Source organism: Cytophagales bacterium (assembly GCA_033344775.1).
Classification (GTDB): domain Bacteria; phylum Bacteroidota; class Bacteroidia; order Cytophagales; family Cyclobacteriaceae; genus JAWPMT01.
Window position 1 is genome coordinate 945,734 of sequence record JAWPMT010000004.1, and the last position, 25,965, is coordinate 971,698.

Below are 25,965 nucleotides of genomic sequence, written 5' to 3' on the forward strand. Positions count from 1 at the left end.
TAGTAATGGACCACCAAATCCTTCAAACATATAATCAAAAGCACTACCAGGAGGAATCCTCGGAAGCGGTAGATCAGGAAATTCTGGATATCTACGAATTGACACAACCTGTTGATTTAGAGGATATTGATGTGGATCAGGCCTGGTCTAAATTCTCCTCACAAGTAGCCGAAAAAGAAACGCCTACCAGGCTGATCAACTGGCAACCATTGATGAAAGTAGCTGCTGCGGTCATTTTTGCTTTTGGTATTGGGTTGTTCACTTACAATTTTCTGGGTAGCGAACACGTTTCCGATCAATTGGCAATGATTGAGGTGAAAGCTGATGCTGCCAGACAACAAGTCATTTTACCAGACGGAACCCAGGTTTTCCTAAATGAGGGAAGTATTCTTTCTTATCCTGAAGCATTTGGCTCTGAAAGAAAAATTCATTTTAGTGGTGAAGGCTATTTTGAAGTAGCCAAGGATGGTAAGCGATTCATCATCGACGCTCCTCAAACGCAGGTAGAAGTTTTAGGTACCGCATTCAATCTGAACACATCAGACAAAATTTCCACAACCGTAACCGTAACCGAAGGGATCGTAGCGTTTTCTGCTCAAGATCAACAAACGAAAGTCACTGCTGGTCAGGAAGGGGTCTTTACAAAAGCGTCCAGTTCGATTTCCCTGAATCAAAATCCAGACGTGAATGCCATGTCATGGAAAACAGGCAAATTCGTTTTCAAGAACACCGAATTATCGAAAGTCGTAACCTACTTGAATGGTTACTACAAGCATGAGATCAAAATTGATGATCAAATGTCCTCTTGTACAGTAACCGGAACCTTCGATAAGCTTCCTTTGGAAGAAGTACTGCAAGAGATTTCTATCATTCTTTCCGCAGAAGTAACAAATAAGGGAGAATCCTTCCAGATTTCTGGGGAGGGTTGTTGACATCCTTTTAATTTTGCGCTCGTTTGATTCTGGAAACGAGCTGAATGAATCGTCCGTTAGGAGCCTTCTACGTATTTTTCGTCTTAATTACCTTTTTTCTTTTCGACACAAAAGGCCAGGGTAATGCTACGGTGTACCTCGATCAACGCTCTTATACCGTTGAAGCGCTTGTTTTAGAATTAGATCGACAACTAGCTTCTACATTGGTCTACAGCCTTGATAAGTTGCCCAAAATCACTATTGAGCTTAAAAAGAGCAGCTATTCCCAGCGAGAGATCTTAAAAGTTCTGAAAAGAAAAGGTGTTGCTTCCTTGGTTAGAAATGACCGAATCCTACTCACCAGCATCGACTTACCCGTAAAAAAGAAAAGCTTCACTTTATCCGGGTACGTTCGAGACGCCCAAACCGGAGAAGCATTGATCAGCGCCAATGTCTTCACAACGGACAATAAACACGGCGTGATCACCAATCGTTATGGCTACTATTCCATGACACTACCAGAAGGTGAGTACGAGATCCACGCCACCTTCATTGGACTTGACACCCCACCTAATAGCATCCATCTGACGAAGAACAAAACCCATCACTTCCGTATGTCTGAAAGTGTGGCTGAATTAGAGGAAGTGGTCATTTCTTCACGTCCGCCCTCCTTCAATATCAATGGGATCATTCCCGGCATCAATGCCATTGACTTTACTACAGACAATCATATACCCTACTTTATGGGAGAAGTAGACGTATTTCAAGGCAGCCTGCTGCTACCCGGAATCAAAACGCTTGGCGAAGAGGCCGCTGGCATCAATGTTCGAGGTGGGAACATCGATGAAAACCTGATCCTTTTAGACGAAGCACCCATCTACAATCCAACGCATTTTTTCGGTCTGATTTCCGTCTTCAATCCCGAAGCAGTCAATGACATTCAGTTCCTCAAAGGCTTTTTCCCCGCTCAATACGGTGGCCGCGCTTCCTCGGTGATCAATGTTCACCAGAAAGAAGGCAATGATCAGGAATTTCACTTTGCGGGAGGCTTGGGACTTCTTTCAGCCAGGTTGTTGGCCGAAGGACCAATCAAAAGAGGTCAAAGCTCTTTTTTGATTTCAGGAAGACAGTCCATCATTGACCCTACAGAATTAGGCCCGGATAATGTCAACCGAAACTCCAATACTTCTTTTGGGGACCTGAACATCAAAATGAACTGGAAGCTCAATGACCGCAATACCTTTTATGTATCCAGCTACCTTGGCCGCGATCGTAACCGGACGAGCTTTGATTCCAGACGAGACTGGGGAAACAGCACATTGACACTTCGCTGGAACAAGCAATTCGCTAAACGGATATTTGGGCATTTCTCAGGCGTGTTAAGCACTTATGAATACACGATCGAAGACCCAAGGGAAGCCGGCAGCTTTAGAGGCCAGTTCCGCGTAACGGATTATTCACTTAAAGCAGATTTCTCTTATTTCGTTTCACCGACCTCACAATTCGATTTCGGAGCCACCACCACTTTCCACCGATTATCTCCTGGGACCAGAACTCCATTTGATCCCGACGACTCCTCTACGAACCCATTGGAACTGGACTCTGAACACGGATTCGAATCAGGTATTTATCTGTCCCACCAATGGCAGGTACTTCCCAACCTTGAAATATTGTATGGTGCTCGCTTCAGTAGCATGCACAATATCAGCTTGGGTGACTCTGAGATTTACCGTTACATTCCAGGTGGACCTAAACGCGACGATACCATTGCTGATACGGTCCGACTTGGCAATTGGGAACTGGTGCGGGACTTCTTCAACCTAGAACCGCGTGCCTCTCTGAACTGGCGGATCACTAACAATACTGCAGTCAAAGCTGCCTACAACCGAACTTATCAGTACATCCATTTGATCTCCAATACCATTACTCCTAGCCCAACAGACATTTGGAAACTCAGTGACCGCAACATAGAACCTACCCAGACGGATCACTTCTCTCTAGGTTATTACCGCAATTTTGCCGACAATAGCTGGGAATCTTCACTTGAGCTATTCCATAAGGAACAGCGCAACATCATCGACTACAAGGACGGTGCCGACTTGTTGTTCAACCCGAACCCTGAAACAGAATTTCTCAACGCCCGTGGACGTGCCTACGGTCTGGAATTTTTCCTCAAAAAGAACACAGGTAAAACTCGAGGATGGGCCAGTTACACCCTATCTCGAGCGGAACGGAGAGTTAAAAGTGACCTGATCGAAGAAACCATTAATGACGGTGCATTCTTCCCGGACAACAATGATAAAACGCATGATTTCTCGATGGTGATACTACACCAACATTCCCCCAGGCTCAGTTTCTCCTCTACCTTCAATTACAGCACAGGAAGGCCAATCACCCTACCTACAGGCAAATACACCTTTGAAGGAAATCCCATTCCGCACTTTGCGGGAAGAAATCAGGACCGACTAAGCGACTACCACCGCCTGGACCTGTCTGCTCGATTAGAAGGCAAGAAAGTTCGCCCCGACGGAAGAACACGGAAATTCGCAGACTCCTGGACCCTGACCTTGTACAATGTCTATGCGCGTAGAAATGCCTTCTCCTACATCTTTAGAGAAAATCCTGATATCACCGGGCAGACACAAGTGGTACGATACTCCGTATTAGGATTCATCTTTCCATCCCTGACCTATAATTTTAAGTTTTAGCATGCGGAAAATCTATTACCTATTGATTTCACTCGTATTGTTAGGTTGTGAGGACCCCATCCAGATCGACCTTACGGCTGATGCGAATCTGGTAGTAGTTCAGGGATGGATCTCTAATCAGGTGACCAATCAGGAAATTGTATTATCACGTACGCAAGGCTTCAATGACCAATCCGGACCTTCCTTGATTATGGGTGCCAGGGTCTCCGTGATCAACAATCAATCAGATCAGTTCATTTTTCAACAAAATGAAGATGGTATCTATCGATCTAATGTTGAGTTCCGAGGTGTGGATTCCTTGTTTTATCAATTGGAAGTGATTCTTCCTGATGGAGATACAATTGTTTCTCCCTTTGAATCCGTTCCCCGAATCGTGACAATTGACAGTTTGATATTTCGACAAGACGAAGAGTTGTCTGATGACAATGCGAACCTGTTAGAGACCTTCAATTTCCCAGTCTCCTGGGCCCAGGACCCGCCGGATATCCGTAACTATTACCGATGGAGAATATTCAGAAATGACACTTTGTTCAGCGCTCCCAATGACCTGGAATTACTGGATGATTCCGCCATCAATGGCAATTTCTTCCCAAACGAATTTAGAAGTTTTCGATATGAATTTGGAGATACGTTGACCATGGAAATGCAAACGTTGAGTGAAGACGCTTTTGACTTCCTGACCTTACTCAAAAACCAAACGACGCTACTGGGAACTGCTTCAGGCACCCTTCCTGCTACGATTTCTGGCAACCTGCGCAACCGAACTGATCCCGACCAGATCGTGCTGGGTTTTTTTGGCTGTATCTCCTCTTCTTCTTCAGAATTGGTGTTACTGGATGAATAGAGATCATTAGTCGCACTATTTAATCAAGCTTCAGAGACTTGCAAAAAAGTTCTTTGACATCAAAAAAGGCACAATTTTTGGGGGTTTTACCCTTGTAGCTTGTCTTATAGATGTTATGATTAAAAAGTTAATAATAGTAATAGTCTCTGTGGCACTAGCCTTCGTGGGCGTGCTATTGAGCAAGCGAGTAAACTTGAAATCCTCAAAATAAGAGATTACAAGATGTTTGGCAGGAAAAACAAAATTTCTAAGGGCTAGAATCGATTACTGCTGAGAAAGAATGTTCAACACTTTCAGGGTTCCAGAGAGCTTTTTCTCGAGAACCCTGATTATTCAAATCGTTACAACGAAGGCTTTACCAATGCTAATTTGCTGCCCATCGCCTATCCCAACGAGAAATAATTCTTTCCTCAGATTTTCATTTCAGGTATTTCACCCTCTACGATGAGTCGACCCTCTGTGGCTTGCTGAATTTGCTCTACGGAAACACCAGGAGCACGTTCCAGTAGTTTAAAGCCATGTTCGGTAATGTCCATTACCGCCAAGTTGGTGACCACCTTCCTCACACATTTTACACCGGTAATCGGAAGCGTGCACTCCTTCAAAAGCTTGGACTCTCCGGCTTTATTGGTATGCATCATCGCTACAATGATGTTTTCCGCAGATGCCACCAAATCCATGGCACCACCCATTCCCTTCACCAGTCTTCCTGGAATTTTCCAGTTAGCAATGTCTCCATTATCGGCTACTTCCATCGCACCTAGCACAGTCAACTGCACATGCTGTCCCCGGATCATAGCAAATGAGGTCGCAGAATCAAAAATGGATGCACCTGCTAGTGTCGTAACAGTCTGTTTGCCAGCATTGATCATATCAGCATCTTCCTCGCCATCAAAAGGAAATGGGCCCATACCCAACAAACCATTTTCAGATTGAAATTCCACACTGATCCCTTCCGGAATGTAATTGGCAACTAAGGTTGGAATCCCAATACCCAGATTCACGTACCAGCCGTCTTGTAATTCTTGAGCGATTCTTTTAGCAATCCCTAATTTATCAAGCATCTTCCTTTGATCTTACGGTTCTCTGTTCAATTCTTTTCTCGTATTGCTCTCCCTGGAAAATCCGCTGTACGAAAATTCCTGGCGTGTGAATGAAATTTGGGTCCAATTCTCCAGGCTCCACCAACTCCTCTACCTCCGCAATGGTGATCTTACCGGCCATGGCCATTGGTGGGTTAAAGTTCCTGGCAGTTCCCTTGTAGATGAGATTACCCATTATATCTCCTTTCCAGGCTTTCACAATTGCAAAGTCAGCGGTCAATGCGCTTTCAAGGATATGTGGCTTACCATCAAATTCCCGAACTTCTTTTCCTTCAGCGATCTCAGTTCCGTAACCTGCCGGGGTAAAAAAAGCAGGTATTCCGGCTCCCCCAGCCCTGCAGCGCTCAGCCAGGGAACCTTGTGGGATCAGGTCCACTTCCAATTCTCCACTGAGCATTTGCCGCTCAAATTCTTCGTTCTCTCCCACGTAGGAGGAGATCATTTTTCGGATCTGCTTCTTTTGAAGCAACAATCCGAGACCAAAATCATCGACACCCGCATTGTTGGAAATACAGGTCAGGCCACGGATATCTGCCTCGACCAATGCATGGATACAATTTTCGGGAATGCCACACAGGCCAAAACCACCCAACATCAGGGTCATGTTGTCCTGTATACCAGCGATGGCTTCCCTGGCGCCACTGACTACTTTATTCATGAAAATGGATTAATTGTTGTTACAACAAATAGTTACCGCAATTTCATTGAAATTCGGGAGATTATGAACTCAAATGTGACTTAAGGTGATATGAACTTGCAGATCACCAAATCGATCGTAATTCATACACATTACCTTCTACCAGCACAGCTTCTTGTCCGGACTGAAAAGTCAAAGTATTCCAGGATGATGAGGGGAAAAATAAGTCCGTCATCACGACGGTGCCATTATCAAAGAAGACTTCCACACTTGATCGGTCCAACCAGATATTGATCGGCATCTGGGGGACTTCCGAAATGCGATCTGCGAGATGTAATTGCTCAAATTCATTGTGAAAGGTAGAATCCTGTGCGGATCTACGGTCGATGAAAAACTGATCCGTACTATCCCTGAACCCTATGGCCAGCTGTTCTCCAAAACGATTACTGAAATTCAACTTCCAGGATCGGTCCTTACCATTGGTAATATCCGTCACCGTGAATTCAAAATTGAGTAGGGTACTATCACCCATCAATTTATCCGTCCAATCCGAAGCACCAGCAACAACTGTCCGATTGATGTCTACAGCTTTGGTTCGGAGTAACTGCATCTCTTCAACCGGCCTTGAGGCGATCAAATGACCATGCTTTTGTGTTGGATAAATGGCCAACTGCCGGGGTAAAGTCATGGCACTGCGCCACTTTTCAGTAGGTACTTTAGTCGCATAGAGCCAATTGCTCATCCATCCCAGGAATATTCTCCTTCCATCCTGATCCGGGATATCTGACCAGGTTACTCCGGCGTAGTTGTCCCAACCATGATCAAGCCATAGTTCGCGATCCGATTCATTGTCATTGATGAAGCGTTTTCCACTGAATTGTCCAACAAAATATTGTGTCGCGGACCCTCTTGGTCCACCCGGTCCTATAGAAACCAGCATGACCCATTTCGGAACACCAGACTGATCGATTAACTGAAACAAATCCGGGCATTCCCAAACTCCGTCATGACTTCCCTGATCAGCCCCAAACTTACTGAGACTCTCCCAATTCTTCAGATCCGCCGATCCATAAAACCCAACCTGATTGCCTTCCGCAAGGACCATCACCCATTTCGAACTTTGCTTATGCCAGAATACTTTAGGGTCTCTGAAATCAACACTGGACTCCTCTGATAATACCGGATTCTTCGCATACTTTTCCCAGGTACGACCTTTGTCAGTACTGTAAGCAATGCCCTGATACTGGAAGTTGGTTTCCCCTTCCCTTTTGGAGTCATGATAGGTATAAATAGCCACCATGGGTGGATTATCAGCCGTCCCAAAACCTGAAGTGTTGTCCCAGTCCACGACCGCACTGCCTGAAAAGATGTACCCTAAAGAATCTGGATACAAGGCTATCGGCAAATGCTCCCAGGTAACCAGATCTTTGCTCACCGCATGCCCCCAGTGCATGGGTCCCCAGACCGTATTCTCTGGATAATATTGATAAAACAGGTGGTATTCTCCCTGATAATAGACCATCCCATTGGGGTCGTTCATCCACTTTTCTTCTGGCGAAAAATGGAATTGTGGGCGATGAGGTTGATCATAATCATATTTCACCTCAACTATCTCAACTGGGCTTTCTTCTTTTTCAGGAGTGGTAGCACAACGAACCAAAAGCAACAAGCTTAGCGCCAGATACCATATCGCAGATTTTTGGAATTTGATCATGTGATTTTTATTTGACCAGTTGCTGCTCCAGTTCTTCCAGGGATTTTCCTTTGGTTTCTGGCATAAGAAATGCCACCCAAAGCAACTGCAGCACCATGAATCCGGCAAAAATGGCAAAAACAGTAGCTGCTCCAATGCTGGAGAATAATACAGGCACCATCGCCGGAATGATCGCAGCGAGCACCCAATGAACTGAGGTTCCGAAAGCTTGCCCGGAAGACCGGACATGATTCGGGAATATCTCAGAAATGAATACCCAAATGATCGCTCCTTGCCCGATGGCATGGGCTCCAATAAATAGGAATAAGGCCGGAGGTACGATACTGGACCATTCATTGGCAAAAGCCAAAGAAGTGGTCGCCAGGGTAAGAATATACCCGATGGAGCCAATGTACATCAACTGGCGACGGCCCAGTCGATCGATGAGTACTACACCCAGAATCGTGAAGATAAAATTAGCGATACCAATTCCAATGGTACTCAAGACCACCGACTCTTCTCCTAACCCAGCAGATTCAAATATTCTTGTGGCGTAGTACAACAAGGCATTGATCCCACTGAATTGATTGAAGAAGGACAAAGCAAAGGCCAGTGCCAGGGGAATTTTGAATTTCTTTGAGAATAATCGATCTGAGGATTTCTCAGGCTGAGACATGCTCGCCTGTACACTCTGGATCTCTTTCTCTACTTCATCAGCCGGATACAAGGTCTGAAATACTTTCCTGGCCTCGTCAATAGCTCCCTTTTTCACGATCAGCCAGCGTGGGCTCCTGGGCACATTAAAAACCATCAATGTATAGGCCAAGGCTGGTAAAGCTTCCATGCCTATCATCCAGCGCCAGGCTTCTGCCGTAACATAAGTCGCGATCAATCCATTAGAAACGAATGCGACCAGGATACCAAAAACAAGATTTAGCTGATAGAGTGCGACCAATTGACCTCTTTTGGCTGCCGGAGCAATCTCAGAGATAAATGCAGGTGCGGCAATGGTAGAGGCCCCTACACCAAGGCCACCCAGAAACCGGAAGAACGCAAATAGCCAGGGATCACTGACTAATGATGAGCCAATCGCTGAAACGGTGTAGAGGATACCAATAACGATCAGCGTATTTTTTCGACCAATTCGATCATTAGGAATACCTCCAAACATGGCCCCTACTACAGTACCCCATAAAGCGGATGCAACGACAACCCATCCGTGGAAGGCATCATTGCTGCCAAATAAAGTAAAGGAACTCCACAGTTGCTGTAAGTCTTGTTCGGCCCCATTGATAACAATCGTATCAAAACCAAAAAGAAAGCCAGCCAGGGCTACAGTGATCGAATAATAAAGGGTTTTTCCCATTTTCTTTAGGTCGGTTAAAGTTCGGCTTAAGAAATCTTCAAGCCTTACCTATGTCAGGTTGAGCCTGTCGAAACCTGTTTGATCGCAATTGCATTGCGATCAGGTCTTATTCGGCATTTAAAATGCCTGCAAGTCCCATCAGTATTACAAATGCTGACAAACTATGTATTAGACTAAAACCCGAAAATAGGACAATCCCTTTGGAATGCTCAAGGAAAACGTTCCAAATAGGGAATGCAATCGGATGCAGCTATTGCTTTATCCAGATCAACAAGGAAGTGCCATCCATTTCAACATCTATAGTTTTGCCACCCTTTAAACGAGTCAGGCCTTTCGGTCCTTTCACTCCTTTAAGGTGATTGATTTGATCCGTGGTTCCGATAAGCCTCCAATTTCCTTGTGGTATGGTGACTTGCGTAAAAGTTTGGGCATCTTGATCAGCATTCAGTAAAACCATGACCTTATTATCGACCACATATCCTAACATGCTTTCTTTTTCAGGAGTGATCCATTCGTAATATCCCTCCTCTACTGGATCAGCGACACGAAACAATTCCCCATAATCCGTGAAACGAAATTGATTCATTCCCTTCCAGAAATTGTACATGTTCTCGTAATCATTCTTGTTATTCCCAGTTGGCTTTTGCCCTACCTGCTCCCATACAAATTGATTGGCCGTGCGATGGTTGTAGGTATCCCGGTACCCATGCATATAAGTCTTAAAGCCAGCCTGGGTTTCTTTCACGACCTCTCGAAGCGGTGCATGGGCCTTGCTACGCATGATCTCAGATCCTCCATGAGTAACGATGGGCCCCAGCGTGGTGTAAAGCAGCGTGACCGCTAGCTTATACTCATCCTCATCTACATCATAACGCCCATCGAATCCAGGTCCGCCAAATTGATCGGCAAGCGCGAAATTGTCGTGAATATCGAGGTAGCTGATACCACTCACAGGTGTCTTGTCATCCGGGAATTTATTGGCCAGTCCTTTCATTACATTGGCTCGTTCGTCAAATTTTCCACCGGGCCAACCGCGATCTTTCAAGTGATCTTTCAATTCAAAAACAGGTCCTTTGAAGGCATTTCTGGAATCGTCCTGGAAGAAAGTAATGGGCGCATCTTCTTTGTACCAGTCCCAGTCGGGATTCTCTTCATAATTAGGGTCATTGGATCCAATCCAGGCTTCTCCATAAACAATCTTATCCTCACCAATGGCCTGCTTCAAAGCGATCAGGCTCTGCTGATCTATTTGACCCGCCAGGTCAATCCTGAATCCATCAATCCCAAACTCATCGATGTAGTATTTACACTGATCGATCAGCCATCGTTGTGTCATGGGACGGTTTTCAGTTTTTACTTCATTGCCGTATGCTCCGATGTGATCAAAATCCTTGGTCCGATAATAGTACTGCTTATCAATTCCATTAAAGTTGAAATACCAGGCATTGGCATCCATGTTTTCAGCGGTATGATTGGGTACAATGTCGATGATCACCGCAATACCCTCGTCATGAAACGCTTGAACCAAATCACGGAATTCATCACGCTCTGTCCCTGGTTCACCTCCTTTCGTACGATACCTGGCTTCCACTGCCATTGCGAATGAAGTCCTGTACCCCCACTGATAATTTTCCTCGGCTACTCCCTGTTCAATCATGTAGGGGTCATCTTTGAAAGAAGCTTTCCAGTCATCCGTTGGGAAATGTACATATTCCTGAACGGGCATCAAATGCACCACATTAATCCCTAAATCGAGGATGTAATCAAAACCAATTTTATTGCCGCGGCTATTTTTCAGCCCTTTTGTGATCATTCCCTGAAAGGTTCCTTTGTATTTATCAGCAACAGGTAATCGATCTGTGAAATCCTGTATATGTACTTCATAGGCAATGACATCTTCCATCCTGGGAATGCCTCCTTTCAAAGGCGTTGCAGGGGTCGTCCTTCTCCAAATCCGGCCTTTGCCCCAGGTATCGTCACTTACGCGTGCATAGGGGTCGTTAATGTGTACCGGATTGGTTTCAAAGAAATGATTTCCGGGATCATCCGACCCGTGAATCGTAAAATCATAATAAGTTCCATGCAGGTCTTCAGCAAATGAAGCCTCCCATACCCCATCACGATCTGCTTTCATATCAATGGTTACTCTGGCAGTCTCATCATCCTTACCTTCATACAAATAAAGCTTGACCAACTCCGCACGTGGTGCAAATAACCTGACAGTGGTCTGTCCATTATCGATATTAGCCCCCAGTTCTTTCGTGGAATAGGTTTCGCGAAACCACCCATCAAACGAGCAATGTGTGCGCAAGTTTTGTTCTGGGATCTCAAGGAAGTAGACCCGACGTTTGTCTAGTGGTTCCGCGGGTGTGATCAACGTAGTAGCTGAACCATTTGGAAGAACGCCGGCCACTTTGATTTCATTTCCTTTCGCGTCTTTGATCACATAGGCTTCTGGCACCAGGGGCCTTTCCACATTGATCTCGGCCCAGATCAGGGTCTCGCTTTTCAATTCCGCGAGCAAAGGAATTTTGTCATTGCTCATCATAAAGACGAGATCGCTCCCCTTCACATTAGTGGACGCTGCTGCAGGGTCAAGCCATTCGCCATCATCAATCCTAAATTTGAATTTGGTATTGGGTTTCACGATGGCAAAGTCTGAATTATCAATGGTCAGCAACCACTGCTCACCCGTCTGCTTCAGTTTCCATTCCTCCGGATCCAGGCTTTGATCCCAGTTCCGGAACTCGCCGGTCACATATACTTGCTTTGGCTTCACCTGGTACAGGGCCTCATCGAAAATGAAGGTCAGCTTGTCGCCGAACACACCATATCCCTGTGTTTTTTGATCGCCAGTAAAAGATTGAGTAAAAGCTGTAAAAGCCCCAATCAACAAAAAAAAGGTCCAGAATTTTCGCATGAATTTCACCTTTGGGTTATCGGAAACGTTTCCGATGTAAACAATTGATAATCAGGGTTAAATATAAAATGAAACTACAATCAAGCAAGTAAATAAGGACATACCTTTTCGAGGATGCTTTCCGTCCTTTTGAAGCTTCAATGCCCGACCTTGCGTCCTGTCTCTAAAAGTATCTATCGTCTCTTTTCATATCACCCATAAAATAGCGCATAAATGCGTGAGCTACCGAACCCAAACATCGGACAAAGTGTAGTAACCTTGCTTAAATTAACACCCCATGCTCAAAGCCCTTTTTAAGGTATTATTCAATATTGGCAAGTGGAAGTTACTCGCTCCTGCTCCCAAGGAAGCCTTCAAATCAGTGATGATTGCGGCCCCACATACCAGTAATTGGGACTTTGTATACGCCATTTCTGCCATGGATCAGTTGGGCCTGGATCCGAAATTCACGATCAAGAAGGAAATGAACATTCCTATCCTCGGCGGCATGATCACGAACCTAGGTGCTCTATGGATCGATCGCAAGAAAGCCAAGGCCGGAGGTGGCTGGACCAAATACATGGCGACACTCTTCCCAACAGATGACAGTCCACTTACCGTGGTGGTTACACCGGAGGGCACCCGATCAAAAGTGGAGGAATGGAAATTGGGCTTTTACTATACAGCACTAGAAGCCAATGTGCCCATCTGCTGCTCCTTCATGGACTATGAAAAGAAAACGTGTGGCATTGGTATGTGCTTCATGCCTACTGGGGTACTCGAAGATGACATGAAAACCATCATGGATTTCTACAAGGACTTTCAGGGTAAGTTCCCAGAGAATTTCAGCCTGGATGTGCGTTTCCGATAGGAATTCACATCCTCGATAGACCTTCTCCAAAGTTTACTGTATTTTCAGGAGTAAATTGCCTGAGATGCACCGGACCTTCCTTTTCCTTCTGATTTTCATCAGCGCTTGTACGAACAATACAGAACAACACGATAGGAATAGCGAAGCAGGCAACATGGAATTGGAGCATGCTACTTCCAGTCTTACGTTTCCGCTGGATTTCCCTATTTCTGACCTTTCTAAACTGATCAATAAATCCCTCCCAAAAGTCCTGCTGGACGATACGCTCAACATCAAGAAGGGTTATGTCACTTTGAAAGTCGAGCCGATCGGGAAAGCAATGTTGGCTTCCTACAGCAATAACCTTGACGTGTCGATCCCGATGAAGGTCACTGTGGGGGTACAGAAGAAAGTACTGGGTATGAAATTGAAGAAGCCCATCAAAGTCAAACTTCGGGCCGACATGAACACAAAACTGGCCGTGGATGAAAACTGGAACTTGAGCGCAACTTGTCGCATCCAACAAATCCATTGGATAGAGCCTCCAAAAGTGAAAGTATTAGGCGTGGCAATCAATCTGCAGAAACCGGTGGATAAAAAACTAAAAGCCAAGGCTCCGGTCATTGAGGACGCGGTTTGTGAGGCAGTGCAAAAGCTGGTGCCATTGAAAAAGCAAGTCAATAAAATATGGGGACTGCTCGGGAATACGCATCGCGTGAGTAAAAAGCCTATCGATATTTGGCTCACCAGTCAGCCCAGTTTTTTATCTGCACACTTTTCAAAAGATGTGGCTGATACCCTTCGCGTGATTGTCCATACTGAATCTGATCTTTACATTACTCCCGAAAAAGGAATCAACTCACAGAGGCCCCCACTACCTAAAAACGCACAAATAGCACTCGAAGACGAAAATAAGCTGGATGTGAAAGTGGATGTTTTTCTTCCGTACGACCAAGTCAATGAAATCCTCCGATCAAAACTGGATGGCAAGAAGTTTTCGTATCAGGGAGCAGCAGTACAGTTGACCCATTTCAATGTGAACACTGCCCGGGAAAAGCTACACCTCCAATTTGATGTGACTGGAACAGTGGATGCGCAGATCAATGCATACGCACTCCCCAAGTTGGGTCCGGATCATAGTCTCATCATTGATGAGATCGAATATGACATCACCAGCGATAATCAACTGATGAATTTGGCCAAATGGATTGCCGACAATCGGTTGACGGAATTTCTGGTAGCTCACTCGACTATCCCACTATCTCAGGTGCTCGATGAACTGGACGTCAAAATCATGGAAGCTTTGAATGATTCGAAAGTGGGTGGAAAAGTCAATGTGGATCTGGCATTCTCAGACATCTCTTCCTATGAGCTGGTTTTTTCTGAAGAAGGTCTACAATGGATCTTCGATGTGGATGGCAATGCCCATGCCTATCTGACGGAACATTTGGTTAAGTGAGTGTTATTAAGAGCGTCATACTGGGCGCCCGACCAGGGTCTTTCTCAACCTTTATTTCGAAGGAGGTTGAGAAAAGGCTGGACGCCCGGTTAGGGTATCTCTTTTGACGCTTTTTATCGGACCTACTCTCTTAAAACCTTCATTACCTGCTCTCCCGCAGTAGTTCTGGTGATCAACAGCAGCTGGCCTCGTGCCAATGTAGACACATCCAGTTCAATGAGGTTGATTCCTCTGGACAGGTTCACTTTTTGTTTCAGGAGTGTTCGCCCGGTTAAATCTGTCAGTTCCAACTCGACTTGTTCCTCCGAGGCAGCAGTCATCCTTACTTTCAGCACATTTTCAACTGGGTTAGGGTAGATCTCCATGTTATTTTCGAAGACTTTTTCTATTGCCGGTGTAGTTTGAGTTACCACTTGTCTTGCAGCAACGGCAAGCAGTCCTCCATCGTAGTTCTCGAACAATTGTGCTCCTTTTTGTGCCAGGAACAAGAAGGTTTTTCCGCTTCCGACACTGACATCACTATCAATCGTGGCATCTTCTCCCACACCACGCAAAGTCCAGGTACGATTCGCCGGTGCTACAAATTGCAGCCCCACTTGCTGATCAGCTGGCACGTTGTGAATGGTCGCGATACCATTCGCATCCGAACGTGCTTCTCTGATCTTAGTACCATCACTTCTGATCAATTTCACCGTCACGCCGGCAACACCTGATTCTCCTGTATCTTGCAAGCTATTGTCATTGGCATCATTCCAGACAAATGCCTGTACTGTTCCAGGAGTCCATACGCCCGCATCAAAATCCTCAATGGATTGCTGTCCGCGATTGGGCTTGAACTTGAAGGTAAAACCTGGTCCACGACTGACATCACTATCCATCGTTCCATCGGCACCTTCTTCTCGGAAAGTGAAATTATGATTGGCCGGACGGACCACTTGCAGCTTGGAGAACTTGTCCGCGGGTACGCCTTTTAAGATCACCTGGCCGTTGGCATCTGTTCTCGCTTCACGGATTTTGGTATCATCCTCACGCAAGAGTTTGACCGTAACATTTGGAACACCCGGCTCATCAGCATCCTGGATGCCGTTACCGTCCTGATCGTCCCAGACATATGAGGTAACCGTACCTGGTGACCATAATCCTGCGTCTGCCAAATCGTAAACTTGCCCCCCTGAAGAGGCCCGAAATTTATGGGATAATCCATCACTGCGATGCGCATCACTGTCTTTAGCCTCATCCTCTCCCTGATTCCTCAACGTATAGTCATGATTGGCCGGTCGAACCACCTGTAAGCGAACCTTTTGATCCGCGGGCACGCCTGTGAGGGTCACCAATCCATTTACGTCCGTTCTTGCTTCCCTGATCTTCGTTCCATTTTCGCGTAAGAGTTTCACGGTCACATTTTGTATACCCGGTTCTCCAACATCCTGCATACCATCACCGTTGAGGTCGTCCCAAACGAAAGCCTGTGCTTGCCCCGGAGACCACAGTCCCGCATCATTCAAATCATGCAATTGATTCCCTGAGATCGCTCGGAATTTTGGGGTGCGACCATTTTTCCGATTGGCATCACTGTCCAACTCCTCATCTACCTCATTTAAACGCAGGGTAAACCGATGATTTGATGGTCTTACCACCTGAAGCCTCACTGCCTGATCTGCAGGAACTCCCGTCAATGTGACCAATCCATCACTATTGGTTCTGACCTCACGGATCTTTGTTCCATTGGATCGGAGCAATTTGACCGTGACATTTGCCACACCTGGCTCATCTACATCCTGCAATCCATCACCATTCAGGTCATCCCAAACATACGCTTCTGCAGTTCCCGGAGACCACAATCCCGCATCAAAGGATTCATAAACTTGTTGCCCGGAAGTGGCTCTGAATTTCGGAGTGCGGCCATTGTTTCGGTTCGCATCACTATCCAATGCTTCATCCATTTCTTCTAATCGTATGGTGAATCGGTGATTGGAAGGACGTACCACGTTTAATCGAACCGCCTGATTAGCAGGTACACCAGTGAGTGTTGCTACTCCTATCGAATCAGTCCTCACTTCCCGGATTTTGGTACCATTTGATCTCAGTAGTTTCACCGTAACGTTTGCAATCCCAGGTTCCTCCGAGTCCTGCAAACCATCGCCATTCAAATCATCCCATACAAAAGAACGAACCTCTCCCGGGGACCAGAGTCCGGCATCTACGCCGGTGTTCACTCCCTCCTCCAATCTAAATTTTGAAGTGATGCCATTGGAACGGTTCGCATCACTATTGATGGTTCCTATGACGTTTCGTAACGTATAATGATGATTATTGGGCAGCACATATTGCAATTTCACCTGCTGTCCTACAGCCAGGTCAAAGAACGCTACTAATCCATCTGCCTGCGTGCGTCTCTCACGAATCTTGCTATTATCAGATCGCAACAGTTTCACCGTAACATTTGGAATACCCGGCTCCCCTTCATCCAAATGGCCGTCACCATCCAAATCATCCCATACCTGTGTAAAAACAGCGGGTTTACCATTATTGGTATCATCTGTAGGATACTGATCTATGTCTTCGGGAATTCCGTCCTGATCTACATCATCTGTTTGCAGAAAAGAACCTGCTACATCGAATCGAAACTCCTCCTCGACGCAGCTGCCGTATAGCAGGGTAATCCTCGTATCGTAATCCCCATCGACATCAGCTGTAAAGGTCACCTCAAATGGCAGAGTCCCTCGAACAGGGATCGAATCCCCTATCGTAATTCCTGTCACTTTAAAATTGGCCGTGTCTGCTAAGGGCACAATGACATTGGTAAAGGCGATCGGGAATTGACTGGTATTGACTACTTCGTAGGTAAACGTTGTTGGGAGAGCCACTGATCCAAAATCGGTTCCATTAGACTCGACAGGCGTGGTTTTTTGCTCAATGGCTACACCATTTCCTGAAACTGCGATCTGAGGTAAAATCAATTCAGGTGCACAAGCCGCAGGCTCCGTCAGACGGGGGCCATAATTGATCGCTCCTATAAAAGGAGAACTCACGGCGTAATTGCTTCTGCCTTCGAGAATATTGCCACTGATCGAGCTGATTCCTGCATCATTGTCCACAAAATTGTTTTGGAATATACCTGCTCCGGTATCATTTTCACGTAAGTGGATACCCACTTCATTCCCCACAAATGAATTGCAGTTGGCAATGAAATCTGGGCTATTTTGGCGCATGCTTATCCCAAAGCGATTGTAGTAAAAACTGGAATTCAAAACCCTAAGTCGGATCACATTGATGGCCTCTATCCCGATCCCGTCCCGGTTACAACTGCTCCGGGAGAAATCTAAATTATCCACCGTGTAATGATTTCCATTGGTCAGGTAAAGACAAGTACCTAAAGGGTCGATGGATGAGAAAATACCATCGGGGATCACGATATGATGCCCTGGATCAGAGCCATCTCCGATGATCACCTGATTGTCCTGCCCCGGATTCACGCCGCCAACACCTAAAACCAACTGACACAATGCGCCACCCCATAAGTTTTCATCGATACCTCGCTCCAAAAGATCCCTGGTAGATAAGCTGAACGCACCATTGGTCCGGTTGGAACCGGAATTACGAAAATCGTTCTGCTTCACATACGGAAAGGCACCTGAAGTCAGGACCAATCCCTGGTCGAGGTAGCTAAAGTCATTGCCCACGATTCGAATGCTGTCACACAATCCGGCGCGAATACCACCGCGTCCTGTTTGAATGGTTTTACTTCGGAAGAAGTTGACACTGTTGACTTCCAGATTGGCAACCCGACTGAAGGATAATAAATAAGCATCTGAACCACAGGTTGCGGAAACCGAATCAGGGATCACAACATGTGCACTTCCAGAATTACCATCATCAATTAGAAGGCTACTCGTAGAAGAAGTCACCAATTCCATGCGGATTAGCGTGTTACATAATGCCCCACCCCAGAAGTTTCCGATTACTGAGCCCGGAGCCAGGTCATCCACAGATAAGAGTCGCAAGGCCGGACTGTTTTCATCTTTCCCGGCATTCCTAAAGTTGTTGCGTCTGATGACAGGATTAGTTCCTACTCCGATCAAACAACCATTGTCGAGGTAGCTAAAGTCATTGTCTTCGATGATGCAACTGTTACAATTATCAACAATCACCCCAATACCGGCACGAGTAATCGTGCTTCGATTGAAGTTCACTCCACGAACCGTGACCTGATCCGTGTCCTTGATCCGAAGTAATGCATTAGCCGTTCCCGAACCAATCGAGGAGGTTGAACTGATTTGCACATGTGCTGAGACATCACCCTCATTCCCGACAATCAGTCTTGCAGCATTGTTCGCTCTTGATCCTTGCATCCAAAGGAAGGAATTGCTTTGTATTCCACCCCAGACATTACCGGTAATGGCGCCAACAGCAAGGTTTGAGCAGCCCTGACAATTCAAAGCAGGTTCTGAAGAAGAGAATCCGGAGTTGGTGAAATTATTTTCGGTAATACTGACTTCAGAAGTATTCGACAATTCTAAGCCTGTCACCAAATGACTGAAATCGCAATTCAAGAAAATACCACCTGTACTGCCTTCAAATAATACTCCTTTTCCTGCTTGTGTGGTAGATCTGGTGAGTGTCAGACCATCGATGGTCACCTCAGGACAATCTGAAACTCGGATGAGGAAGTCTCTTTCTATAGAACACGTCTCGCTCACACCATCGGGTATTTCAATCACGCCTCCGCTAAAACTGCCATCATTAAAAAGTAACCTACCTGATGCTGCTGTACACTGATTCATCCAGAACAGCGAATTACAAAGAGCTCCACCCCAGGTATTGCCAGTCACCGCACCTACTTCAAGGTTCGTACAATTTTCCAGATAGAGGGCAGGTTCTGCTGAACTTTTCCCTGCATTCAGGAAGATATTATTTCGAACACCGACTCTTGAAGAGCTTCTGGCAAATACACCGATATCCGTAAATCCAAAGTCACAACTCTCGACAATACAAGTACTACAATTTTCCAGTTTTAAACCAAAACCGCTGCGAACTGTTGTGCTCCGAGAAAACTTAATCCCTGCGACCGTGACGTTATCACAATCACGGATTTGACCCAGATAGCCTGTACTTCCAGCGGTCTCAGCAGATTTATCAGGGATAATCAAATGCGGATTCCCAGAACTGCCATTGTTGATCAAGATGCTTCCGGTGGCAGAGGAAACACTGTGCAGACAGAAGAAGGCATTGCTTTTAGAGCCACCCCATATGTTGCCTGTCACCGCTCCCACTCGCAAAGCAGTTACAGATGTTAAGCGCAGAGCTGGGTGATCATCATCAGTTCCACAATCTCGTAGGTCATTATTCCGAACTATCGGATCAGTACCGCCATTGATGTCGACGGCAATGCTCAAATTACTGAACGTACAGCTTTCTATCACTGGTTCTATACAAGCGTCGCAGCGGATACCTGTTCCCAATTGGCCTCCGAAGCCCGTAAAGCCAATGCCTTTGATCATGACTCCCGTGGCACTAGTGATCTGAATGGCCGTGTTACCCGAGAAAGATAAATTTACCGAGCCCGGACCGCCTGGAGCTCCGGTAGCATCTATGGTACACGTTTCTACAATCGCAGGAAGTGTGGACGTTAAATTGATGGTCCCACTGATATTGAAAAAGATCTTGTCGGGCCCCAAGCTTCCATTACAATCCAGGATCGCTTGTCTTAAGGAGCCTGGACCGGAATTGTTCAAATTGGTTACGAAGTAAGTGGTCCCATCTCCAGGGATATCATTGATGGTAATCGAAATGACTTGAGTAATGGAAACACCACCAACCGTAGCAATGATCTCACATTCATAGACATTATCTCCATCACCATCCTGGGCGCGTTCAAAATCCGGTGGCAAGTTGAAAATCAACTCGCCTGTTACCGGATCTATCGAGCAAAATGATTCATCTAATCCTGTTCCCAGAGAATAAGTTACCGAACCGGAAGCACCTAAAACTGATGCAGTGTATATCACATCTTCTGTGTTCTCATCTACAGACACGGTAGTTCCAGATGAGAAGGAAAAAGGACATTCCTCAATATCTCCGGTAAATATCCAATTGTAGGTATCGATCAGTGACTGTCGTTCACTACTTGCCGTACAATACTTCAAGCCAACAACTCCAATATTGATACCCACTTGCAAGGAAGTACTAGAAGTCCACCCGATGATCGTGCGGTCGTAGTTCTCGGTAGAAAGTCCACAGTCATCAAACATGTTGGTCATGTTACTCACCAGATTGATATTCCAGCTTCCAAGGTCTTGATCAAATACGTCCGCCCTGCTAAACATCCCATCCATCCGCGTGACCAGTGATACATTCCAACTACCAATATTTTGATTGAACGCTCTGGCTCCCTGAAACATCCCATCCATCCGAGTTACATTGGAAACGTTCCATGAGCTTATGTCCTGATCAAAGAACACGGCATTTAGAAACATGTTGTTCATGTTAGTTACACTTCTTACATCCCAGGCACCGACAGGCTGGTTAAAATCTCCGGCTCCGTTGAACATGCCACTCATGCTTCGTACACTCGAAACGTCCCAACCACTGATGTCCTGATTGAAAACCGGACAACCTCTAAACATATTATTCATGGAAGTCACCTGACTAACATTCCACGAGGCAATCGATTGATTGAAGGTTGTCGCACCAAAGAACATACTCCCCATTCCGGTGACGCTACTCACATTCCACCTACTGATATCCTGATTGAAAGCCCTTGCCTGGAAAAACATGTTTGCCATCGCTGTGACATTGCTGACTTCCCAGCTTCCAATATCAATATTGAATGCCCATGCCTCACTAAACATCGATGACATATTGGTACATCCAGATACATTCCAGGAACTAATGTCTCCATTAAAGGCCCTGGCTTTGGTGAAAGTCTGAGACATGTTCGTCACCTGACTGGTGTTCCAGCTATTGAGGTCTTGATTGAACAATTCACACCCTTGAAACATTCGCTGCATATTGGTAACATGGCTTACATCCCAATCGTCCATCGGGGAATTCATCACTTTACAATTCAAGAACATGGTCTGCGTAGAAAGCACCTGTGAGAGATCAGGTACATCCAAGGCATTGATTACCAAATTCTCACACCCAGAAAAGGCATTCCACATGGAAGTCCATTGGATGTCACCCCATTGTTCAATACTCAACAGTTTAATGGCCTCTGGTCCATTGTTAAAAACGATCCTTGGGAATGATCCTATGATACTTACGGTATATACCCCTGCTACGGCATAGGCATGGCTGATTTCACCTGTTACTCCAGTATTGGTGATCCCATCTCCCCAATCCACCGTATAGTTGTAAGTAGTGAGGTTGACATTGATTGGAATGGTGATCGTAAGGTCCGGATCAGTGACATCCCACGTGGTGATGAATGCACTTGAAGACTCTATGACATCCTCAATGGTAATCGTCAGTGTAAAGCTTACCCGATCTCTTTGGTCTTCCGCGATCACTTCCAGGATGTAGACATTGTCCCCATCAGCATCTTCCGGATTCTCGAAATCCGGGGAATTCAAAAAGGTAATCTTACCCGTATCAGGATCGATGCTACACAATGCTGCATCATTCCCGTTACCCAGAGAAAAGGTTACTTGGCCAAAGTTCTCCGTGACAGTGGCTGTATAGAAGACTCCTTCGACATTTTCCTGCACCGTAGTGTCACTGACTGATGTAAAGAACAATGGACAATCCTGTGAATCCCCGGTGATATTCCAACCGTAGGTGTCGATAATGCTTTGTCGTTCCGTACCAGCATTACAATACCTTAACCCTCCAGCACCCAAAGTCACATTGGATTGTAAGTTGAGTTGAGACCAACCAATCAAGGTACTGTCGTAGTTGGCGACAGAGATACTGGTCGTGGAGAACATGGCCACCATGCTGGTCACACTACTGATGTCCCAATTGCCCAGGCTAAAATTGAAAGCATTGGCACTGGCAAACATTTCATCCATTCTGGTCACCTGACTAACATCCCAGTCCCCGATATCCTGATTAAAGGATCGGGCTTGCCAAAACATTTCCCACATGGTAGTAACCGAAGAAGTGTTCCAATCAGAGACGTTCCCATTAAAGGCCGCAGTACGAGCAAATAGATCGTTCATATTTTCAACCTTACTGACATCCCATGAATTCAAGTCCTGATCAAAGACGCTGGCTTCATCGAACATTTGACTCATATTGGTCACATTACTGACATCCCAGGCATCCATGGGCTGATTAAAAACAGGGGCATTTTTGAACATCCTGTTCATATCGGTGACGTTGCTCACATCCCAGCCACTGATGTCCTGGTTGAATGCCAGGCAATTGGTAAACATCCCGGCCATCCTGGTGAATCCTGACGTATTCCAGTTTCCTATGGGCTGATCAAATACCTCGGCGCCACCGAACATACCAGAACCATTCACTACTCCTGAAAGGTCCCAATCTCCAATCGGTTGATTAAAAACTTTGGCCTGAGCAAACATACCACCGATGCCCTGCACCTTGCTCATGTCCCACTGACCAATGGCTCCATTAAAGGATTCGGCCCGATCAAACATACTCACCATCCCGATCACACTGGTCACATCCCAGCTGTTCAGGTCTTGATTAAAAGCCAGGGCTCCCCGAAAGAGTTGGTTCATATTGGTGACATTGCTCACATCCCAGTTGTCAAGTGGCTGATTGAAGCTATGTGCTTCTCTGAACATGGCTCCTAAATTCGTTGCGGAACTCATGTTCCAGTTACCGATAGGTTGATTAAAAGCAGTTGCATTGAAGAACATGGATGTGAATTGCTCAACGCGGCTTACATCCCAGGTATCCAACGGCTGATTGAAGTTTACTGCGTTCTGAAAAGTACTGTTGAGGAATCGGACATTGCTTACGTCCCAGTGTCCAATCGGTTGATTCAAAGCTTCACAACCATAAAACATGTTGGCCATGTTTTCGACACGGGAAAGGTCCGGTGCATCGATGGCATTGATCACCATATTGACGCATCCACGAAACGCGCTGCCCATGGTATACCAGGAAACTGATCCCCATTGCTCAATGCTCAGTAGTTTATCGGCATCATCCCGGGACTCGCTGGAATTCATGAAAATAGCAGTGAATGTACCTATCACCCTTACCGTGTAGGTACCTGGACTTGTGTAACTATGAACTCCAGAGGCAGTAAGTCCCACATCAATGGTTCCGTCTCCCCAATCCACATCGAAATTCAATACATCACCGGAATTCACCTGAACTGCCAGCGGTAAGGTGATGGTTAAGTCATCCGTATCCACTTGCCAAGTGGTGATAAAGGCATCCGCAAACGCTTCATTGACATCCTCCACGGTGATGTTTAAGGTAAGGCTGATGATCTCACGGGTATCATCAGCGATGATCTCTACCACATAAACATTGTCCCCGTCTGCATCCAGTGGGTTTTCAAAGTCGGGAGCAGATAAAAAGAACAATTCCCCCGTATCTTCATTGATCCTGAATAGCGCTTCATCATTTGTGTTCCCTAAGGAGTATCGGGGACGGTTAAAGTTGTCAATTGCAACCGCCACATAAACCACTGCTTCAGAATTCTCAGCAAACGTCGTATCCGTAGATGATATAAAGTTCAATGGACATTTCCTTGAGTCTCCAATCACCTCCCAATTGAAATCGTCAATAATTTTTTGTCTGGCATCTTCTCCGTTACAGTATTCTAATCCCGCTGCTGCAAATCTCAAATTGGGCTGTAATGTTTGCTGTGACCACCCGATCAGGGTACTATCATAATTGGAGACGGTCATGGCATTTCCCGCGAACATGGCATCCACGTCTGATACTGTACTCATGTCCCAGCTTCCCAGGTTTTGGTCAAAGGCATTAGCTCCCTGAAACATACGGTTCATGGTCGTGACCTTACTCACATCCCAATTGGTAATGTCCTGATTAAAGGCTCGGGCCTGGAAAAACATATCTCGCATGCGATCGACATTGGCTGTGTTCCAACTGCTGATGTATCCGTTGAAGGCCGTTGCACGATCAAACATGATATCGATTCTTGTCGCCTGACTCACATCCCAGGAATTCAGGTCCTGATCAAATGCACTGGCCAATTGAAACATCGCACTGAAAGTGGTTACGTTGCCCACTTGCCAGGAATTCAATGGTTGATTAAAGGCCGAAGCCCGGCTGAACATGGAAGCCATGTTCGTGACATTACTGACATTCCATGAGCTAATGTCCTGACTGAAGGCCGCTGCTCCACGGAACGTACTGTTCATGTTGGTCACCGCACTCACATCCCAATTCCCAATCGGTTGATCAAAAGCCGTGGCATTTGCGAACATGGAACTTATTGAAGTTACTTTGGACATGTTCCAATTGCCGATGGGTTGGTTAAAACCGGAGGCCTGATTAAACATGCCACTGGTAGATTCCACGTTGCTCATGTCCCACTGTCCAATGGCACCATTGAAGGCAAAAGCACGGGAAAACATGTTGCTCATACCTGTGACACTGCTTACATCCCAGCTATTCAAGTCTTGATCAAAAACTTCGGCATCTCGAAACATCTGGCCCATGAACTGCACATTGCCTACCTGCCAAGTATCGAGTGGCTGATTGAAAGTAGTTGCGCTTCTGAACATCGCTCCCATCTTTTCAACACGACTTACATCCCAGGCGTCCAACGGCTGATTGAAGGCCTGAGCCAGGAAAAACATCGAAGACATTTCACTGACGCTACTCACATCCCAACTGTTCAGTGGTTGGTTGAAGGCTCTGGCACCACTGAATGTACTGTTCATGAATTCAATGGTGCTGACATCCCAATGATCAATGGACTGATTGAAAGCAATACAATTCAGGAACATATTGGCCATGTTCTCTGCATTAGTGAGGTCCGGGGCATCAAGGGCATTGATTTCCAGATTGGAACAATTGGCGAATGCACTTCCCATAGCACTCCAGGGGGCATTGCCCCATTGATCTACACTGATCAACTGATCCTGATCATCTTGCGCATCTCCTGTATTCATGGATATCCGAGTGAAACTCCCGGTGACCGAAACCGTGTAGGTACCGGGGCTTGCGTAGGTATGCTCCCCAAAGGCAGTCAGCCCAGATGCCGTCGTACCGTCTCCCCAATCCACGTTGTAATTGAGTTCGGGTAAAATAGCAAAGGGATCTACCGAAAGTGGTAGTGTGATCGAGAGGTCACTGGCATCTACTTCCCAGGTGGTCACGAAAGGAATTGTGGCCTGGGCGAAGCTGATTTGGTCATTTATAACAATAATGAAAATAAGGAGGAATGCCCTTAAGGCGGACCTGAATTGGCGAAGTGTGTCGAACATGATAAGTCTACTTGGTTCATGTTAAAGGTAGATTTTGACCATGTAAACCATTCGCCTAAAGCGGAATAAACTGATGGGTGATGGTAAAAATACTAGGAAACCGGTATTTTTTCA

Annotated in this window: 10 protein-coding genes and 1 pseudogene; 5 read left to right on the top strand and 6 right to left on the bottom strand. The window is 45.9% G+C overall.

Translation table 11 applies throughout. The features are described 5' to 3' along the window. The first annotated feature begins 5 nt into the window (after positions 1 to 5). The 3 genes from R8G66_12765 to R8G66_12775 are packed head-to-tail and all read left to right on the top strand — an operon-like array spanning position 6 to position 4,463. Entirely contained in the window at positions 6 to 932 is a 927-nt protein-coding gene (locus tag R8G66_12765) for a FecR domain-containing protein (protein MDW3193237.1), read from the top strand. 44 nt (positions 933 to 976) lie between these two features. Then, positions 977 to 3,619: a TonB-dependent receptor gene (locus tag R8G66_12770; GenBank protein MDW3193238.1), complete on the top strand. Its 2,643-nt coding sequence runs from the start codon at positions 977 to 979 to the stop codon at positions 3,617 to 3,619. A gap of 1 nt (position 3,620) precedes the next feature. Then, positions 3,621 to 4,463: a DUF4249 domain-containing protein gene (locus R8G66_12775; GenBank protein ID MDW3193239.1), complete on the top strand. Its 843-nt coding sequence runs from the start codon at positions 3,621 to 3,623 to the stop codon at positions 4,461 to 4,463. Positions 4,464 to 4,873: 410 nt separating this feature from the next. Here R8G66_12775 and R8G66_12780 read toward each other — a convergent pair whose 3' ends face one another. The 5 genes and pseudogenes from R8G66_12780 to R8G66_12800 form a co-directional block, all read right to left on the bottom strand. After that, positions 4,874 to 5,527, bottom strand: a complete 654-nt coding sequence (locus tag R8G66_12780; protein MDW3193240.1) for a 3-oxoacid CoA-transferase subunit B — start codon at positions 5,525 to 5,527, stop codon at positions 4,874 to 4,876. Beyond that, positions 5,520 to 6,224, bottom strand: a complete 705-nt coding sequence (locus R8G66_12785) for a CoA transferase subunit A (protein ID MDW3193241.1) — start codon at positions 6,222 to 6,224, stop codon at positions 5,520 to 5,522. The genes R8G66_12780 and R8G66_12785 overlap by 8 nt, the downstream gene beginning before the upstream one ends. A gap of 103 nt (positions 6,225 to 6,327) precedes the next feature. After that, a complete protein-coding gene (locus tag R8G66_12790) occupies positions 6,328 to 7,917 on the bottom strand; it encodes a glycoside hydrolase family 32 protein (protein MDW3193242.1) in 1,590 nt (529 codons plus the stop codon). Between the two features lie 7 nt (positions 7,918 to 7,924). Then, a pseudogene (locus tag R8G66_12795) lies at positions 7,925 to 9,268 on the bottom strand (sugar porter family MFS transporter). Positions 9,269 to 9,512: 244 nt separating this feature from the next. Then, a complete protein-coding gene (locus tag R8G66_12800; protein MDW3193243.1) occupies positions 9,513 to 12,182 on the bottom strand; it encodes an alpha-amylase family glycosyl hydrolase in 2,670 nt (889 codons plus the stop codon). A 277-nt stretch (positions 12,183 to 12,459) separates the two neighbouring features. On the opposite strand from R8G66_12800, the gene R8G66_12805 reads away from it, so the two are divergent. Together R8G66_12805 and R8G66_12810 are read left to right on the top strand one after the other, a co-directional pair. After that, positions 12,460 to 13,032 carry a 1-acyl-sn-glycerol-3-phosphate acyltransferase gene (locus R8G66_12805; GenBank protein MDW3193244.1) on the top strand — a complete coding sequence of 191 codons (573 nt, stop codon included), beginning with the start codon at positions 12,460 to 12,462 and terminating at the stop codon, positions 13,030 to 13,032. Between the two features lie 64 nt (positions 13,033 to 13,096). Further along, the gene (locus R8G66_12810) at positions 13,097 to 14,470 is read left to right on the top strand and encodes a DUF4403 family protein (protein ID MDW3193245.1); all 1,374 of its coding nucleotides are present in this window, start codon (positions 13,097 to 13,099) and stop codon (positions 14,468 to 14,470) included. A 122-nt stretch (positions 14,471 to 14,592) separates the two neighbouring features. Here the strand turns inward: R8G66_12810 and R8G66_12815 are convergent, their stop codons facing one another. Then, positions 14,593 to 25,851 carry a BspA family leucine-rich repeat surface protein gene (locus R8G66_12815; GenBank protein MDW3193246.1) on the bottom strand — a complete coding sequence of 3,753 codons (11,259 nt, stop codon included), beginning with the start codon at positions 25,849 to 25,851 and terminating at the stop codon, positions 14,593 to 14,595. Between the last annotated feature and the right edge of the window lie 114 nt (positions 25,852 to 25,965).

Excerpts from the sequence above, each read along its gene's own strand:
- R8G66_12765 (MDW3193237.1), top strand. The coding sequence starts at position 6 with ATGGACCACCAAATCCTTCAAACATATAATCAAAAGCACTACCAGGAG.
- R8G66_12770 (MDW3193238.1), top strand. The coding sequence starts at position 977 with ATGAATCGTCCGTTAGGAGCCTTCTACGTATTTTTCGTCTTAATTACC.
- R8G66_12775 (MDW3193239.1), top strand. The coding sequence starts at position 3,621 with ATGCGGAAAATCTATTACCTATTGATTTCACTCGTATTGTTAGGTTGT.
- R8G66_12780 (MDW3193240.1), bottom strand. The coding sequence starts at position 5,527 with ATGCTTGATAAATTAGGGATTGCTAAAAGAATCGCTCAAGAATTACAA.
- R8G66_12785 (MDW3193241.1), bottom strand. The coding sequence starts at position 6,224 with ATGAATAAAGTAGTCAGTGGCGCCAGGGAAGCCATCGCTGGTATACAG.
- R8G66_12790 (MDW3193242.1), bottom strand. The coding sequence starts at position 7,917 with ATGATCAAATTCCAAAAATCTGCGATATGGTATCTGGCGCTAAGCTTG.
- R8G66_12800 (MDW3193243.1), bottom strand. The coding sequence starts at position 12,182 with ATGCGAAAATTCTGGACCTTTTTTTTGTTGATTGGGGCTTTTACAGCT.
- R8G66_12805 (MDW3193244.1), top strand. The coding sequence starts at position 12,460 with ATGCTCAAAGCCCTTTTTAAGGTATTATTCAATATTGGCAAGTGGAAG.
- R8G66_12810 (MDW3193245.1), top strand. The coding sequence starts at position 13,097 with ATGCACCGGACCTTCCTTTTCCTTCTGATTTTCATCAGCGCTTGTACG.
- R8G66_12815 (MDW3193246.1), bottom strand. The coding sequence starts at position 25,851 with ATGTTCGACACACTTCGCCAATTCAGGTCCGCCTTAAGGGCATTCCTC.